Source organism: Spirosoma endophyticum (assembly GCF_900112365.1).
GTDB lineage: Bacteria > Bacteroidota > Bacteroidia > Cytophagales > Spirosomataceae > Spirosoma > Spirosoma endophyticum.
Map to the genome: position 1 here is coordinate 19,138 of NZ_FOLQ01000030.1, position 15,898 is coordinate 35,035.

General features: G+C 48.4%; 16 protein-coding genes. 8 read left to right on the top strand and 8 right to left on the bottom strand.

All coding sequences use genetic code 11. The features are described from left to right. Window positions 1–162 precede the first annotated feature (162 nt). On the top strand, window positions 163–681 hold the full coding sequence (locus BM202_RS32685; RefSeq protein ID WP_093834186.1) for a DinB family protein: 519 nt from the start codon (window positions 163–165) through the stop codon (window positions 679–681). A 1,023-nt stretch (window positions 682–1,704) separates the two neighbouring features. Here BM202_RS32685 and BM202_RS39225 read toward each other — a convergent pair. Together BM202_RS39225 and BM202_RS32690 are read right to left on the bottom strand one after the other, a co-directional pair. Next, window positions 1,705–1,938, bottom strand: a complete 234-nt coding sequence (locus BM202_RS39225) for a helix-turn-helix domain-containing protein (RefSeq protein WP_394333818.1) — start codon at window positions 1,936–1,938, stop codon at window positions 1,705–1,707. Between the two features lie 36 nt (window positions 1,939–1,974). Then, window positions 1,975–2,607 (bottom strand): AraC family transcriptional regulator, encoded by a 633-nt coding sequence (locus tag BM202_RS32690; protein ID WP_394333819.1) that lies wholly within the window; start codon window positions 2,605–2,607, stop codon window positions 1,975–1,977. 162 nt (window positions 2,608–2,769) lie between these two features. Here BM202_RS32690 and BM202_RS32695 point away from each other — a divergent pair, with 162 nt between their 5' ends. Next, window positions 2,770–3,048: a nuclear transport factor 2 family protein gene (locus BM202_RS32695; RefSeq protein ID WP_245776898.1), complete on the top strand. Its 279-nt coding sequence runs from the start codon at window positions 2,770–2,772 to the stop codon at window positions 3,046–3,048. Here BM202_RS32695 and BM202_RS32700 read toward each other — a convergent pair. Beyond that, window positions 3,045–4,274 (bottom strand): IS256 family transposase, encoded by a 1,230-nt coding sequence (locus tag BM202_RS32700; protein WP_093834188.1) that lies wholly within the window; start codon window positions 4,272–4,274, stop codon window positions 3,045–3,047. The two genes, BM202_RS32695 and BM202_RS32700, sit on opposite strands and share 4 nt — an antisense overlap. A 48-nt stretch (window positions 4,275–4,322) precedes the next feature. Between BM202_RS32700 and BM202_RS32705 the strand changes: the two genes are divergently transcribed. Further along, window positions 4,323–4,613, top strand: coding sequence for a nuclear transport factor 2 family protein (locus BM202_RS32705; protein WP_245776899.1), 291 nt, complete (start codon window positions 4,323–4,325; stop codon window positions 4,611–4,613). A gap of 159 nt (window positions 4,614–4,772) precedes the next feature. On the opposite strand, the gene BM202_RS32710 is transcribed toward BM202_RS32705, so the two are convergent. After that, window positions 4,773–5,039 (bottom strand): hypothetical protein, encoded by a 267-nt coding sequence (locus tag BM202_RS32710; protein WP_093834192.1) that lies wholly within the window; start codon window positions 5,037–5,039, stop codon window positions 4,773–4,775. 222 nt (window positions 5,040–5,261) lie between these two features. On the opposite strand from BM202_RS32710, the gene BM202_RS32715 reads away from it, so the two are divergent. Further along, window positions 5,262–6,122, top strand: coding sequence for a CPBP family intramembrane glutamic endopeptidase (locus tag BM202_RS32715; RefSeq protein ID WP_093834194.1), 861 nt, complete (start codon window positions 5,262–5,264; stop codon window positions 6,120–6,122). A 258-nt stretch (window positions 6,123–6,380) separates the two neighbouring features. Here BM202_RS32715 and BM202_RS32720 read toward each other — a convergent pair whose 3' ends face one another. The 4 genes from BM202_RS32720 to BM202_RS32735 all read right to left on the bottom strand — a co-directional run bounded on the left by BM202_RS32720 (window position 6,381) and on the right by BM202_RS32735 (window position 10,649). Then, complete coding sequence (locus BM202_RS32720; RefSeq protein ID WP_093834196.1) at window positions 6,381–6,896, bottom strand: hypothetical protein; 516 nt, start codon at window positions 6,894–6,896, stop codon at window positions 6,381–6,383. Window positions 6,897–7,478: 582 nt separating this feature from the next. Further along, a complete protein-coding gene (locus BM202_RS32725; protein WP_093834198.1) occupies window positions 7,479–8,402 on the bottom strand; it encodes an alpha/beta fold hydrolase in 924 nt (307 codons plus the stop codon). A 256-nt stretch (window positions 8,403–8,658) separates the two neighbouring features. Beyond that, window positions 8,659–9,045, bottom strand: a complete 387-nt coding sequence (locus BM202_RS32730; RefSeq protein ID WP_093834200.1) for a VOC family protein — start codon at window positions 9,043–9,045, stop codon at window positions 8,659–8,661. 377 nt (window positions 9,046–9,422) lie between these two features. Then, entirely contained in the window at window positions 9,423–10,649 is a 1,227-nt protein-coding gene (locus BM202_RS32735) for an FAD-dependent monooxygenase (protein ID WP_093834202.1), read from the bottom strand. 140 nt (window positions 10,650–10,789) lie between these two features. On the opposite strand from BM202_RS32735, the gene BM202_RS32740 reads away from it, so the two are divergent. The 4 genes from BM202_RS32740 (at window position 10,790) to BM202_RS32750 (ending at window position 15,889) form a co-directional block, all read left to right on the top strand. Continuing rightward, entirely contained in the window at window positions 10,790–11,413 is a 624-nt protein-coding gene (locus BM202_RS32740; RefSeq protein WP_093834204.1) for a MarR family winged helix-turn-helix transcriptional regulator, read from the top strand. 1,168 nt (window positions 11,414–12,581) lie between these two features. Beyond that, on the top strand, window positions 12,582–13,847 hold the full coding sequence (locus tag BM202_RS32745; RefSeq protein ID WP_093834206.1) for a sensor histidine kinase: 1,266 nt from the start codon (window positions 12,582–12,584) through the stop codon (window positions 13,845–13,847). Window positions 13,848–14,236: 389 nt separating this feature from the next. Continuing rightward, window positions 14,237–14,506: a hypothetical protein gene (locus BM202_RS36890; RefSeq protein WP_218160643.1), complete on the top strand. Its 270-nt coding sequence runs from the start codon at window positions 14,237–14,239 to the stop codon at window positions 14,504–14,506. A 222-nt stretch (window positions 14,507–14,728) separates the two neighbouring features. Further along, window positions 14,729–15,889 (top strand): zinc-dependent alcohol dehydrogenase, encoded by a 1,161-nt coding sequence (locus tag BM202_RS32750; protein WP_093834208.1) that lies wholly within the window; start codon window positions 14,729–14,731, stop codon window positions 15,887–15,889. Window positions 15,890–15,898: the final 9 nt, after the last annotated feature.

A 15,898-nucleotide genomic window follows, 5' to 3' on the forward strand; every position in this document is an offset into this window, starting at 1 on the left:
ACGTTTGTGGCCTGAAATCGTTTCGATCAGCTTGCCTCATACCTGGTGTTGCTGAGCTTGATTATTTACAGTCAACTGGGTTCACTACTGACATACCGCTGTCACTCACCTGGCTTTTCTTTGCGTTGTCAATCAATCGACAACTTCAACCAATAGCAACTCATGGAAAACACAGCGCAGCTTAGCCAAACGAGGGATCAGATCGTTCTCTCATCCGAACAACTTCTTGCCCATTGGCAGGGACACCGGGGACTCACCCGCCGGTTGATCGAAGCCTACCCCGAGGAGCACTTCTTTTCGTATACTCTTGGCGGCATGCGCCCTTGCTCGGCGCTGATTGACGAAGTCCTGCAAATGGCCGAGCAGAGCATGCCCGGCGTTGTATCAGGCCAGTGGCCTTCCTTTGGCCAGGGTTCACAGGCACCCCCCAAAGCCACGACGAAAGAGCAGGTACTGGCGCAGTGGGATGGGGTGACCGAGACAATTAATGCCCATTGGCCGCAGATTCCACCCGCTCGCTTCCAAGAAGTTGACAAGGCGTTTGGTCTGTATGAAGGACCTATCTACTGGTTTCTGTTCTACCTGATCGATAATGAAGTTCATCACCGAGGTCAGGCGTATGTCTACCTACGCACCCTAGGGGTAGAACCGCCTGCTTTCTGGGATCGCCCCCAGGTGTAGTCTGCCGGTACGCCCCCAAGGGGTAAGCCATCTGACAAAAGCCTTTGCCAGTCTATATAGTGGCAAAGGCTTTTCTGTATCGTGCTGGGGGCTATCCATCCCGTACTTCCTATTCTTCCAACATTAGCTATTTTTAGTCTATGATGCGTGTAAAGGTCTGGGCTGACTCGGCTTCCCCCGTTATGCCTTCTTTGAAAAAAGCCCCCTCATTTAGTTGAATTGAGGGGGTTTTTGGGCATTTTGTTTTTCTGGTTTTGTACCCATTAGACGTGCGTCAACTTGTTAACCGAGTTGTTAACTACGTGCCAGTAGCCAGTTTGAATTATTTCTAAAAAAGGCATTTTATCGATAAGGTAAAAGTTAGGTTACCCTCTCCTTAGCAAGATTTTGCACTTTTCATAGTAACCGTCCATAAAAGACGACCTTTTCATGGACGAATTATGACCTTCAAGAAATGGATTAGTCTACCTCACTGAATGTATGCTAGCGTCCATTTTGCCGAGCGTTTTCGTAAACGAAATCCTTGAATTCAGAAATTGCACTTGTTAATGACTAAGCCAACAGCGTCACTTCAAAAATTGATATAGATAAAATAGTATATTTCTAATAGGACACAATAGCCAAATCGCGCTACGCTAAACATATAGAAAATTTCAAATGGATGAACTTGCCAGTTAAACCGAACATTGTGCATTTCTAAAAATAAGTCGCAATGAGGATTACGAATAATTCTTAATAAATGTCAGCGACGGCTTCGCAGTGGCGCCCTACCCCGGGCACAAACTCAACTCCTATTGCGAAAATGATACAGCGCGGCTGCCGCATTGATAGGTGATGGGACCGCCCATGCGGATGGCAATTTGAGATTACCTGAAGTAGAAGTATATAAACACAGAAGGTACAGACTACGATACTGAAAAATGGGAGTTTCTTGCGACACTTTCTACGAAGTTGTACAAACGTAGGAGGTTGGTAGTACGCTTGTATAACTGGTTATTCTACTTCTGATGGGTTCCCCAAATGTCAATTTGCCATTCTATACTCATTTGGCGTAACGCCCACTTTCTGCTTAAATAATCGGCTAAAATGTTGGGGATATTTGAAGCCTAACTCATACGCTATTTCACTGACTGTTTTGCGGGTATCAAAAATGCGTTCTTTGGCCAGCTCAATCAGTCGGAGCTGAATGTAATCTAAGCGTGATTTTCCCGTTTCTTTCCGAATCAAATCACCAAAATACTTAGCCGAAATAGCCAATTGGTCCGCACAATAAGCGACCGATGGTAAACCTTCTTAGCTTAGCCTGTCAGAAGTAAAGTAACCATCCAGCAGGGTTTCGAATTTTTCTACGATCCCCTTGTTGACTTGCTCTCGGATGATAAACTGACGGTCGTAGAACCGAACACAATAATTTAGAAACAGCTCTATATTATCGGCAATGAGCTTCTTGCTATGTTTATCGACGGGCCGCTTGATCTCTGTTTGAAGTATGTCAAAGCAAGTCAACACAAAAAGCCGTTCTTCCTCGGAGAGATGCAAAGCTTCATTGACATGGTAGGAGAAGAATGAATACTTCTTAATCGTTTGGCCGAGCGAAGTGCCGCGAATTAAGTCAGGGTGAAAGAACAAAACTAAACCGGAAGGCTGATGAAGCTGCCCGTCAGGTTCGTCCTCTAGTTCAACAATTTGTCCTGGAGCGACAAACACCAACGTACCCGTTTGGTAGTCATAGTAGTTACGGCCATACTTTACGGCATTGCATTGGGAGCCTTTTAGAAAGATACCGTAGAGCTCAAAATGAATTTTGGCGGCTGGACCCGGTTGAGATGTTGATAGGTCAATAATGGTGACCAACGGATGAGCAGTCGCCTTGCCATTTTGAGTATTTAGTTCTTCGATGCTTCCCAACGTTCTTATCTCACTCATTATCTGTTCTTTTCGTGCAAAATTACACGGTCTAGCGTGCCAGTAATTGGGATAAGCTCTATATAAGGAAAACTGGTAGGGAATACAGGAATTTGTATACCAATAGCTACTTGAAGATGTCAGAATTTTGCCCCTGAAATCGACTGACCAACTTCTGATCCAATGAAAACGTACGTTTTAGCGATTATACTGTCAAGCCTTTTTACCAGGGCACAAGCTCAAAAAACGGCCGGCCAACGATCGGGTGAAGAAAGACTTCAGGAAATTGAAGACCGAATAGCTCTAAAAGCCTTAGTGGATGAATTTTCGATCCTAGCTGATCGAAAAGATATAGCGAATCAATTGCTCCTATTTACCGAAGAGGCCAAAGTGGAAACGGTGAACAATGGTCAGGCCGTGTCGGCACGGGAGTGCTCGCTGAACTGTGTCAGCAGGGTTTAATCGAAGCGATGTAGTTTAATGCGTTCGTCAAAGATAATACTGAACTGATTAATCAGTTCTTCCCAGTTATACGTTGTCGTCTCCCATCTGATTTGTAGGTTTTGGATCGTTAAATAGACCAACTTTTGCAACCCCACATCCGAACTAAAAGCACCTTTGGTTTTCGTCACTTTACGCAACTGCCGGTGGTAGCCTTCGACCGTATTAGTCGTGTACATCACCTTGCGAATGGGGGCTGGATAGTCGAAAAAGGGCGACAACAGTTCCCACTTTTCTAACCAGGGTTGCACCGCTTTAGGATAAGCCGATCCCCACTTTTCCTGTACTAACAACAGATTCTCCATGCCTTGCTCTCGGTTAGGAGCTTGGTAAACCGTCTTAAGATCTTTGGCAAAGTCTTTCAACAACTTGTCAGGCACGAAGCGGAAAGAGTTGCGCAACTGATGGACAATACAGAGCTGAACCGTGGTGGCCGGGAAAACTGTGTTGATGGCCGTATCGAAGCCTTTCAATCCATCCACGCAGGTGATCAGCAAGTCGTCCACCCCCCGTTGTTTTAAATCGGTCAGCACGGATAGCCAGAACTTGGCCGATTCGCTTTCGGCCGTGTAGATACCCAAGATCTGTTTCTTGCCCGACAAGGTTAGCCCAATTACGCTGTATAAAACCCGAGTGACAACTTTACCTTCGTGACGAACTTTGTAATAAATGCCGTCGAGCCAAACCAATACATACAAGCTTTCTAAAGGCCGGTTTTGCCACTCCCGCATAGCGGGAATGACCTTGTCGGTGATGGCCGTCAACTCGCTGTCGGAGAGCGAATAACCGTACATTTCCTGGAGATGCTGTGAAATATCGGCATAACTGTTGCCCACACTGTAGAGCGATAGGACTTTCTGCTCTAACTGGGGCGTGAGCACCACTTGTCGTTTGGGAACGATTTGAGGTTGATAACTGCCGGATCGGTCGCGGGGCGTAGTCAAATCCAACAGCCCAGCGCTGGATTTGACGGTTTTGGTGGCCTTGCCGTTTCGGCGGTTTTGTTCGGTCTGCCGGGTCTGAACTAAGTGTCCATCCATTTCCCCTTCCAAGGCTGATTCTAGGAAGTGCTTGAGTAAGGGAGCAAACAGGCCGTTTTCTCCTGTCAGGGGTTTACCTTCGTAGAGGCCCTTGATGGCCGCTTGCTTGAAGGACTCGAAATCGAAGTCGTTAGTTGTGTCCGTCATGATAGTGAAAATAAGGATTTTTCTTTTCCCTTCTATTCACCCTCAGGCTTGACACAGTTTAGCGAGCAGTCTCACGAAGCACTGGTAGGCCGTAAACAAATCGGCAAGGCTTTTGCCAATTTTTTGGCCTTGTTTGACGTAGTTTATCATATCAATGGGCAACAGACGGTGACCATTACTAGCGATAAAGCTTCAGGCATATCCTATTGTGAAGTGACATTGATTGGTGACCAAAATGGCCAAAAGATGAAAACCAAAATGGGTGTGCATTATAAAGATGATTACGTGAAGCGAAATGGTAAGTGGCTCATTGTCAATCGCCAATCAACCTTTGCCTAGCGTGATGTACAGCGACTAGATCAATAGTTCTTCCTGTAGAGATGCCTGACGTTGTCTATCTTGTTCTAAGTAGCTATTGTTTGGTTTATAGTAGAACAAGGTAGATGTGAATCTCTCAAAACGCTGCTTTTATCGACTGCGCATAGAGATGATTTCTATTCACCCCGCTTTCCCTTGACAAGGGCCAGTATCGGCTTGGTACCGAATCCAAATGGGCGTGTTTGGTTTGTCGTAAGCGGCTGGAATGGCGTTGGTGTAATAATAGTCAGCATCAACTTGGATTCGATAGCCTGCACAGCAATTACAGTATACTGTTGGACCAGGCAGGGTTAGGTCGATAACCGTTGCCGGTTTCTCCGGTTGTTGCACCTGCTGACAACCGGTCACTGATCCAATCAAGGAGCTAAGTAAAAGAAGCCACTTCATACGAATGATCTTTACCCATAAGACCCAGCCAGGCGTCTATTGGTTGGTTTTGCTTCCCGTTAAATGGTTTTATGCTAGCGACTCTGCTCAAATTTCGGGTGTTCTCGTGTGCTGACATAGTCTCAAAAATGGCTCCTAGCTGAGACAAAAGAATATTCATGTATCTGCTTCCTAAGTCGGGCCCAGCACTAAACTAACTACTTTCCTGTCACTACTCACTTGATGAAAAGTTATCCTCTATGTGATACAGACGAACTCACCAATCTGCTGCATTTATTCCCCTTTAGGTTTGTATCTTACCGTGAAATCTACCTGCTTGCCTTATTTGGGCTTGCATACCGTAGTTTTACCAAATTAGAAAAAATTAACCCTATGAATGCCTATTTAATCGCATCTATTTGCTTCTTACTCTTAGCTCTACTGGGGTTTATAGGCAGTAGGATGCGGCTACTGAATGACAAATTTTACATTCCATTTTGTTTAAGCAGTTTCATCTTCGCAGGATTGTATGGTATTCAAGTTACTCGTCAATTTGTAATCCCATTGTTGGGCTTCAGTGATAAACTAAATCATGTACTGTTTTATGATTACGGAAATGGACTTTTAGGACTACTTCCCTTAGCACTTGCCCTCCTGTTTATTGGCAAGTATCTGCTAAAAATGGATTACAGTGATCAATGGAGTGGGACGACTGCGTATACTTTACCTTCGTTAAAATATGGACTTATGGTAGGACTAATACTAGCGGCAATTCCCTTACTGATTGTTGTTTCAACGGGACAAAAATTCAATCCTACCGTCGACGTTTATCGTTACGGAATCAATTGTGTTACCAATCTGTACGAAGAAATAATGTGTCGAGGCTTGCTATTAGCTTGTTGCATCAAATATTGGAATAGACTAACAGCCGTCGTGTGGACTTCGGTTGTGTTCGGACTGGCCCACGGGTTAACCGAAAAGAGTGTAGCGATTGCGTTGGGGGCTGGGTTGATGGCATGGGCTGTACTAAAGGCTAAAAGTTTGTGGGCCGGTTGGACCAGCCATCAACTGACTGACATGATTGTCGATACGTTTTTACCCTAAATACCTAATGCTGCCGAATCATGAGCAAATTCTTTCAATCTGCGAAGTGTTTTCGTGAACGGAAGTGGTTGAATCGCTATTTGCACTAAAGCAATAAATGGAGCTGAATTGAACTGTAAAACCTCCACCATTAAAATGGTACAGTACCAAGGAGGAGCTTACAGCCTTTTACAGTAAACGATCTAAAGTTCGTGTCCAGTTAAAGATAGAAAGTTTATATTAGGCATAGCTCGCCTTTCGGACAGTCGAAACACCTCATTACTGACTAATCACCGCATCTGATTTAATGGCAATCACATCCGAAAAGAGCACACAGGTAAGGATGTTTTTAGCTCGTTGCGATTGAGAGAAAGTAAGCCACTGCTCATTCAGCGATAATTTAATGAAAGCAATTTCTTTTTCTTGAAACTGTTCCACTAGGTCCTCTGGCAGCTCAATAATACTGCGGCTGACATAATGACCCTTTTGAAAAAAGGATTTAACCACCGCATCCGTCCATTGAATTTTGGCTCCGTCTTTGAAGACGACCGTAGCGCCTTTCGGGGATAGAAACGAGCCTGTTTCGGTGTATAAATGTAGAAGGTATTGAGTCTGCCCTTTTTCGTCAATGCGTTCGTACTGAACGGGTTCAATAGACTGCTGCTCTACACTCGTCGTCATAACGACCGTCTTGTCGGTAAAGGGATTGGCAATTCTCCTCAGTTCCTGACATTGGGCCATGCTGGCTGTAGCGAGTAGACTACTGATGGCGAGTAAATAAAGTTGTTTGATCATGAGTGAGGCAGGTTCGTGTTTGGTTGACACAATATTAAATACGCTCGTTAGGTCAACAAAATAATGTTACTGAACGGTTGTTTTTTGCAACTCAGTAATTCACTTTATACTCAATGAGTTACGAATTGTAGACTTCTTTTAGTCACAGGGCCGCAACGGCCGGTACACCCTTGCGGCCTTTACGTCGTCAAATGAAAGTGGATAAAAGGGGTAAAAATGGAAAGAGACGATTTCCTAATCGCACCGGCGACCCGGGGCTAAGGATGGCCCAACTGCAGAAAAGTCATATTTTTCAGAAACTATAAAGTGTGTAAAAGCGTCTCTTCTCTTTTCAGCCCTATTTGTCCACTTTCGGTTGACGATATACACTAACTGTATCCCTGAGTTATGACAAGCGTCCATTTGGCCAAGCCTTTTCGTGAACGAAATCGCCATACCTGTAAATTGTATTTTTTCGAGAAGTAGTAAATAATTTGTACTTCAGACTTAAAGGCTCAAAAATAGTACATTTAGACTATGACTTTAGCTAGTTTTACAGCACTAGCCCCTAAATCGTAGCAGACATCAAAGATGCCTTCTTGATCAAATGTGACTTTTTCTTTTCAGGCCAAAGGTTAGAAATAGCCCTACCAACAGCATCCCAACACCCACACTAATAAAGACGTTTCCGGTAACTTCAGACTCTTTTACCGAGGTAGAGTCTGGGGTTTGAGGTTCATAGCGCCCCTCCGTTACGGCCAGAATCAGCGCCACCGTTTCAGCCGGCGCATCCAGTTGTGGCACGTGGCCGCAATTCGAAAACCAGTGAAGCTGTGCGTCAGGAAACAACGCCAAGGCTCGTTTCGCCTGACTGGGCGGACAAATCCGGTCCTGACGACCCCAGCCAATGACCAGGTTGGGGATGGAGCCAATGGGTGCCCCCTGCTGCGGGGGACCATGAGCCAGACTATCCAGCAGCTTGGTAAAGCTGGGGGTGGGCAAAAACTCCCGAAATTCATTGAGGGCTACTCCAGCCGGGATCGTCCAGGGATGAGCCGAAAATTGCGCGAACAACAGCGTTCGGCTCACCGGATTGCTCACCAGGGGTGGTAAGATCGGTTGGATGAGGCTGGATAATTGAGCCGATAGCCGAACCGACTGGTAAAAATAAGCCACCTGCCAGCCTTGCCAGAACCCACCCGGGTCCAGAGATATTGCGGCTCCCACCACTTGGCCCCGCCGGGCGAGTTCAAGCACCAACCGGGCTCCCATCGAATTGCCTACCGCATCGATGCCCAGCAGTTGGTGCTGGGTTAAAAAGTCGGTTACCGCATCGGCCAGGGTGGGAATGGATACTTCTCCAAGTAGAGCGGGTGATTGACCGAAACCGGGTAAATCCAGCGCGATCACATCCCGCTGGGCGGCCAACTCATCCAGGATGAGATCCCAGGCCTTCAGGGAACTCCCCAGGCCATGGAGCAGTAACAGGGGTTTCCCGGACCCACGCCGGACATAATTCAGGCTCATATGTATTGATCAATAGGTCTCCTTAGCACTGCGTTCCTCAACGTACTATGAACGGCTGAATAGGCTGATAGTTTAAGACATTCGCCTACTTGGTGAAGTTGTGTATGATCTGCATCATCTAATCACTCAATAAGCCTTGTTTATACCTATAAATAAGTCCATGAACAGACCTTATACTAATGCTTTTTAAGTAGTAAGAACCAATTAACATTCTGTATATATGCAAAATCCCACCTTCCAGCTTATTTCAATTAGCTTACTTCTTATTAAACCACTGAATGTACTCTAGTATGTTATTATCGGGATCAGTGAAATAAACCCAAGTTTCCTCATTCTCGATCAGCAGTGGTCCTTTTACAATAGGAATGCCCTTGGCCTTTAAATCTGCCAAGGCGGCTGACATATCACTGACTTCCAGACAATAATGAGGACAGAAGGGTTTTTTGACCGCTGGAATGATATACTCATTGGTTAAATCTTGGATAAGCTCTAAGCGGGCGGTGCTCAGCGATAAAAACGCATATTCTTCCCGCTCTTCTTGGTTGACAGCTCGGTGATCCAGATGGAAGCCTAACTTCTCAGTATAAAACGTAATGGCTTCATCCATCCCTTTGACCTGAAACCCACAGTGATCTGCTTTCATGATAGTAATGTTTTGAAGTAGGCTAAGAAGTAGCTACGATGTGGAGCAAAGGTAAGCCGCTATCCAGCTGAAAAAGGATGTTGTGTTGGTCGGTTCTGATATGATATTACCTTACTGATTAGCTCTGAGCGAAAGTCCCTTACGTATGCGCCGGATGACGTTGGACAGGTATAAAAACGAGATGTCCCTTTTAACGCTCCCAAGTGAGACGATTATGCTTCCTTAAGTATGAACCCCAGCTTGGGCTTTTGCTATTGCACTACCTCTCGTATTCCCGGAAATAGCGCACAATTCACCAAAATAGCCATTGACCCCCATCAGAAAGGCCCGATCGTCTAGACCGAGCCTTTTTATGGTTTCTATAGTATTCAGGGGGTTTAAATTAATGAGGACGACTCCCGGTAGTCAGGTAGTACAATCCCGTCGTCCTGACTTTCTTTCTTCGATTTAGCTGATGTGAACAGGCCAAACACCCCCTGAACGGGCTTGCTGGCGACAATACCCGCCACGGTGTTGAGCAGCGAGACGCCCAACGGCGTCCGGGGATACACTAACCAGGGTACGCCGGGCGGCAATTTCTGGACTTCCTCCACGTAGGGACGCATGCGCTTTTCATAGGCCATAAAGGCCGCCTGATAGTCTTGCTGGCTGGCCAGCTCACCAGCCAGCAGGTACGCCCCCACCATGGCCAGGGTCGTGCCTTTTCCCGTTAGGGGCGTGGGACAGTAAGCGGCATCTCCAATCATGCCCACGCGGCCGATAAACCAGCGGGGGGCTTTAATCTGCCCCACCTTGTCAAAATAAACGTCGGAGACTTCATCCAAGGCGTTGACAATCCGCTCGGTTTCCCATCCCGCCCCCGCTAAGGTATCCTTAAGCAGTTGTTTTTGATCGGCGGATGAGAAGTTGTCATAGGCTTGCTCAGCGGCCAGAAAAGCCACTGACGCCCGTATGGTACCCTGATTATCAGGGCGCAGCATCACGATTCGGCGGTCTACAGCAGTATACCAGCGCCACCAGTCGTTGTCGGTTTCCTGCCGGGGAATTGTCAGGTAAGCCGTATAGAGGCCCAGGTATTCGAAGATGGGCTCCTGGCCAAACATCAATCGGCGGGTACGCGAACGGATGCCATCGGCGGCTATGACGAACTGGAACGTATCTGTCTTCCCACTGGCGAAGGTGACCCTCACCTGGTCGGGCTGCTGCTCTAAAGCCGTAATCGAATCCCCAAACCAATAGGTTACGTTTTGTTTGGTGCGCTCGTAGAGGATGCTCACCAGATCGCCCCGGATAATTTCTAATTCCTGGGTACCACTCATAGCCCCCTCTTTCGGAAAGGCCGCGGCCACCTGATTATCCTGACCGATGAGCTGAAGTCCCAACTCCCCCGTATTGGCTGCCCGGATAGCTTCTTCGATGCCCATTTTTCGGGCAATATGCTTGGCTGGGCCGTTGACGTCAATGTTCTGACCACCCAGGCGTAACCCTGGAGCCCGTTCAACGACGGTGACCATAAATCCGTATTTAGCCAGCCAAAAAGCCAGCGTAGGACCCGCAATACTAGCTCCTGAGATGAGCACCTTCTTGGATTTGGGAGTTGTCATAACTATGAAACGAGTATCAATCAAAACCAAAACGTACCTTTACTTAGCTAGCTTGGCAACTTGTTTACTGATCTAGCTACGCATCAAAAGAACTATATCGTATTTGTTTAAGTTCTATTAGTACGAAAATATAGTAATTTATGGCCTATACATCGGCGATTCCTGTCCTGACGGCATGGGAACGTTTTACCGAAGACCATCCCCAGGGCAGTCTGCGGGAATTTGCTGGCTGGTTGCTTCATCACCTTGACCCTTTGCGGCAAACGCCCCCCTTACCCGATTCTGAACCCGTGCTCAAGTCAGGTCAGCGGCTGTCGGAAGCCTTCGGGGATGATGATTTTTTGACCTCTTTTTTTGTTGGTCGGCTGAATCGGTACGCCAAATCCTATGCCAAGCCCATTATGGTGGAGCATGGTTTCGCTAGTGCCGACGAATTTCTGTTTCTGTCATTAATTGCCCAGATGAACATGCCCACCAAGAAGGAAGTGTGCATTGCCAATGCGACCGAGTTTACCACTGGGGTTGATATTCTGCGCCGATTGCTTAAACACGGCTTGATTCAGGAGACCCCCGATGAACGCGACGGGCGGGCCAAACGGCTGTCTTTAACGGACAAGGGCCTGGGTATTGTTCATCAAGTGTACGAACAATTGGCTCATCTTCAAAGCAGCGTACTGGCCGATTTGGACGAGGTGGAGCGGATGCATTTTTTACAAACCTTGAAGTATTTGAACAACTATCATTTTCAGTTTTATAAGCCCTAATGGGCTGATGAACCAAGTAGCTATATGTAAGTACCCCTTGCCTGACAACTAGGCAAGAATTTTACAGTAGCGTATAAGCTGTCGAGAAAAAGACCGCTAAGTCAGCCTTGAGAAAGGCGGTACGCTCTTGATCTTTTAAGCTTTGATTTCATCTACTTGAGCAAAGGTGTTGACGCTAAGCAACAGGACGATTGACGCCGTATGCTACTAATGGCGTTGGACAGATATTAAAAAATCACTGTCTCACAATTCGCTCCTATTACTTAATAGTTATTGGACGCCTGAAAGGCATTTTGTTTTTCTGGTTACGTTCATCATAGGTGAGCAGAGGTGCTAATTATGGGCCAATAGCCAATCTAAGTTTGTCCTTGAATTGTATTTTACCATTAAATAGAATTAAGTATGCTATACCCATACCCTTTCAAGATGTTGCACTTTTTATAGTGACCTTCCATAAAAGACGACCTTTTCGTGGACGAATTATGGCCTTCAAAACCTGGGTTATTCTATCTTACTGAATTTATGCTGGCGTTCACTTGGTCAAGGGTTTTCGTGAACGATTTTCAAACGCACTTCTTTGTAGTGGTAGCTGATTGAGTTTATATAATTATCAGCAACTTGTGATCTTTCGAAATTGTACATTTCCTCTTCCATCAAAAACTACTTCATGGCCAGTACTGTATGGGTTAATTGCATGAATAACCAGTCAATTGGTTTACAAACTTATCGGCTGCCATTGCATGAGACACGGTTCCGTTCTGGCCTGTAACCAGTTGAGACGCCAAGCGCAGTAGAGAAATAGGGACAGTATAGCTTCTCCCAACCATCAGCTTCCCCAACTAACCGGACCTTGAATGTATCCGTGAGCGGGCAATTTACTCGTCCGGTTTGGTCAAGCTAGAGCCGATTGAAGATCCTCTCCGAATGAGGCCATACCGAATGTGGGGAAAGGGGAATCATTGGGCCGCCTAGTGGGTCGCTGGTACCCTGAAGTAGACAAGGGCCTTACGATAAGAAAACATTTTTTTTTAAACAACTCGCTTAAACACGTGTTATGTCGAGCGAATGACGGTTTTTGTATACGTTCCTGTCGCCTGGTTGCCCAGTTGGGATCACTTCCTCCGGACGAACCGCTCCTGCCGGATGTAGGGATCTTTCCTGTTCAATCATGATAGTCCCTACCCACTCAGAGTCGGCTCCACTAAGCCAACTCGCTTCCTTTCTGGCCGCCCGGCGCGAGTCCCTGCTAGCCAACTGGCGAACTGCTTGTGAGACCGATCCGGGCTTGAGAAGCGTCAACCGCTTGAGCCCCGACGAGTTTGCCAACAAAGTTCCGTTCATGCTCAATGTGCTCCAGCAGCAGTTGCAGCATCAGGATGAAGAAGCCCAGGTGGACCGCTTGGCCGCGGAGCATGGCCTGCTGCGCTGGCATAAGGGCTATGTACTTTCCGAATTGTTGGCCGAAATGCACTATTTAGGCCAGAGTATGCTGGCCGAACTGGGGGCCTTCTGGCAACTTTACCCCTCAACCGATTGCCCAATGATTACGCGGGCCTATGAACACATCTTTGCGTTTGCCAATCAGATCAACACCGGCAGTGTGAGCCAGTTTACCGACTTACAACGCACGGCGGCAGTCAGCCGGGTCAACGTACTGGAAAAAGCCCTGGCGGAACTTCAGGCCCTCAGCCAGCAACGCCTGGAGATCCTGCGCCATTCCTCCCATGACCTGCGGGGTAGCTTTGGGGCCATTCAGGGAGCTGCTTCTCTACTGGAACTGGTGATCGACTCCCAACAGGAGCGTAAACAGATGCTGGACATGTTGCTGCGAAACCTGACTACCTGCCGCTCGCTGGTTACCCAGTTGATGGACCTGGCCCGCTTAGAAGCCGGCCAGGAAGCCCTGCACCTTCAGCCCCTGGATGCGGGTCAGTTGTTGACCAGTCTCGTAGCGAGTTACCAGCCGCTGGCCACCGAGCGGGGACTTTTACTCAAAGCGGACGGGCCGACCAGCTTGCCGGTCGAGTGTGATCCCCTTCAGCTTCAGCGCATTATTCAGAACTTGGTGCTCAACGCCCTTAAGCATACGCCTACGGGCTGGGTATCGGTTAGCTGGAGTCGAGAGAATGAGTCTCGCTGGACGGTCAGCGTGCAGGATTCAGGACCGGGCTTGCCCACCGCTACTCGGGCGGGTTCACGCCCCCACTGGGGAGGGGACTCCCCTGAAACCACCGCGGCCGTTGATTTTGCCGATACTCAGCCAGCGGCTGCCGCCCTTTCATCCCACTCCGGGTTTGCCCACCAGGGGGAAGGCGTGGGCTTATCCATCGTCAAGGGCTTGTGTGAACTGTTACGGGCTAGTCTGGAAATCGACAGCAGGCCAGGCGTAGGCACGCTGTTTCGAATACGGCTGTCCATTCAGGAGCAGGTTTGAAGGCCACCACTGCCGTCCCGTTGAGGTGGCCTTCAAACCACGTAGGGATATCCCTTCCTGTTTCTTCCAGCCCTAAAGCAGGCTTTGCGTTAGCCTTAGTTAACGAACGGGTAATGGCTGGGGCTTGACCCTATAAACGCTTGCTCCCTGCTGATAGTCCGGACCCACATCAGCTACATTGACGGAGGAGACTAGGCTGGGAAAGGCTGCTATTTGCCTAGCAGTCATTCGTTGGCTGTAGTTCTTACTAACCGGTGACCAGACTACTCCAGGTAGACCAACGGCAGGGTCCATTCTTTTAGATGAGTCCGTACCCTCATTTTTTCAGTTCAGTTTTAACTTTCTCATTAAACAAAAGTTGTTCCAGGCAAGTCGGCGACTCGACAGAGGTGGGTGGATCCCACGTGAAGCAAATTGCCAAAAGGAGTCGCCACTACGTTCCAGACGATGCTGATAGCGGCCGCTATCAGAGCCACAATGCGCAGTCGACCGAAACCCAACCCGTCGGCTGCCGGCCACCAAGTGAAGGAGCTTGTCTTACGAGACAGGAAGTATCTGTGAATCAGGTACACGATGGGCAGTTGTTGCTCAGTCGGAAGGGAGATCGCATACGGATCGTGTGGATGGGCTTACCCCATACCACCAACACGCCCTTTTGATAACCCAGAAGCTTCACTTCAGGAGCCTGGGTGCTTGTAGTGGAAATATGAGTCATTTGATGTTGCTCCTCCTCGACCTACGTTTCTGGTAGGTAGCCAGCAGGGCATGGCGGCTGATGGAAACGAAACGGTTCCATTACCAGCTCTTAGGGTAACCCCCATGCGGCCTGACAGCTTGTAGTACTCAGTAAACCAGCTCAATCACGTTTAACGACAGGTAGTATGTTAGCAATGAATTTTCGCGGTCCCCGCCAAATCAGGCTAGACCGTAACAAGCCCGAGCCGGAAATCAAGCATCCCTATGATGCCATTGTCCGGGTCACCCGATCTCTGGTTTGCGGCTCAGACCTGCACCTGTATCACGGTCGTGTGCCCGATACCCGGGTGGGCATGACCTTTGGCCATGAGTTTACCGGCATAATCGAAGAGGTAGGCTCAGGCGTGCAAAAACTGAACGTGGGTGACCACGTACTCGTGCCGTTTAACGTTGCCTGCGGCACCTGTCCGCATTGCAAGCAGGAACTCTACGGCAACTGCAATGAGTCAAATCCGCAAGCCACAGCCGTCGGCGGCTTTTTTGGCTATGCGCACACAGGCGGTGGCTATGATGGCGGACAGGCCGAATACGTTCGGGTACCGTACGCCGATGTGAGCCCCACCAAAATTCCCAAAGGAATGGACCTGGAAAACGCCGTCCTGCTGACCGACGTGGTGCCCACTGGCTATCAGGCGGCCGAGCAGGGCGGCATCCAAAAAGGCGATACCGTGGTGGTGTTTGGGGCCGGGCCGGTCGGTCTGATGGCAGCCCGCTTTGCCTGGTTTTTCGGGGCTACCCGCGTCATTGTGATTGACCACGTAGAATATCGCCTGGAGTTTGCCCGCAAGTTTTCCTTTGCCGAGGCTTACAACTACCGGGACATGAAAGACCCGGTGTTGTTCGTAAAAAAAGCCACCGATTACTTTGGCGCTGACGTTTGTATTGATGCGGTGGGCTGCGATGCTTCAGGCAGTGCCTTGCAAGACCTTACCGGCAAAGGCCTACTCCTGCAAGCCGGCAGTGCCACGGCCCTGCACTGGGCGATTAACTCCGTTAAAAAAGGCGGCATTGTTTCCATCATTGGCGTATACGGTCCTCCCTGGAACCTGGCACCCATTGGCAGTCTGATGAACAAAGGGATTACCCTACGGGCCAACCAGGCCTCGGTGAAACGGCTGCTGCCCAAGCTGATTGATCACATCATGAGCGGCCGAATCAATCCCAAGGAAATCATTACCCACCGGCTACCGCTGGAAGAAGTGTCCGATGCCTACCGCATGTTTTCCAGTAAGCTGGACCACATTATCAAACCCTTATTAATTCCGCCACGTGCCCATGCGGCTTAACCCCTTATC

Excerpts from the sequence above, each read along its gene's own strand:
- BM202_RS32725 (WP_093834198.1), bottom strand. The coding sequence starts at position 8,402 with ATGAGCCTGAATTATGTCCGGCGTGGGTCCGGGAAACCCCTGTTACTG.
- BM202_RS32740 (WP_093834204.1), top strand. The coding sequence starts at position 10,790 with ATGGCCTATACATCGGCGATTCCTGTCCTGACGGCATGGGAACGTTTT.
- BM202_RS32690 (WP_394333819.1), bottom strand. The coding sequence starts at position 2,607 with ATGAGTGAGATAAGAACGTTGGGAAGCATCGAAGAACTAAATACTCAA.
- BM202_RS32685 (WP_093834186.1), top strand. The coding sequence starts at position 163 with ATGGAAAACACAGCGCAGCTTAGCCAAACGAGGGATCAGATCGTTCTC.
- BM202_RS32715 (WP_093834194.1), top strand. The coding sequence starts at position 5,262 with ATGAAAAGTTATCCTCTATGTGATACAGACGAACTCACCAATCTGCTG.
- BM202_RS32730 (WP_093834200.1), bottom strand. The coding sequence starts at position 9,045 with ATGAAAGCAGATCACTGTGGGTTTCAGGTCAAAGGGATGGATGAAGCC.
- BM202_RS32710 (WP_093834192.1), bottom strand. The coding sequence starts at position 5,039 with ATGAAGTGGCTTCTTTTACTTAGCTCCTTGATTGGATCAGTGACCGGT.
- BM202_RS32735 (WP_093834202.1), bottom strand. The coding sequence starts at position 10,649 with ATGACAACTCCCAAATCCAAGAAGGTGCTCATCTCAGGAGCTAGTATT.
- BM202_RS32720 (WP_093834196.1), bottom strand. The coding sequence starts at position 6,896 with ATGATCAAACAACTTTATTTACTCGCCATCAGTAGTCTACTCGCTACA.
- BM202_RS32750 (WP_093834208.1), top strand. The coding sequence starts at position 14,729 with ATGTTAGCAATGAATTTTCGCGGTCCCCGCCAAATCAGGCTAGACCGT.
- BM202_RS32695 (WP_245776898.1), top strand. The coding sequence starts at position 2,770 with ATGAAAACGTACGTTTTAGCGATTATACTGTCAAGCCTTTTTACCAGG.
- BM202_RS32700 (WP_093834188.1), bottom strand. The coding sequence starts at position 4,274 with ATGACGGACACAACTAACGACTTCGATTTCGAGTCCTTCAAGCAAGCG.
- BM202_RS32745 (WP_093834206.1), top strand. The coding sequence starts at position 12,582 with ATGATAGTCCCTACCCACTCAGAGTCGGCTCCACTAAGCCAACTCGCT.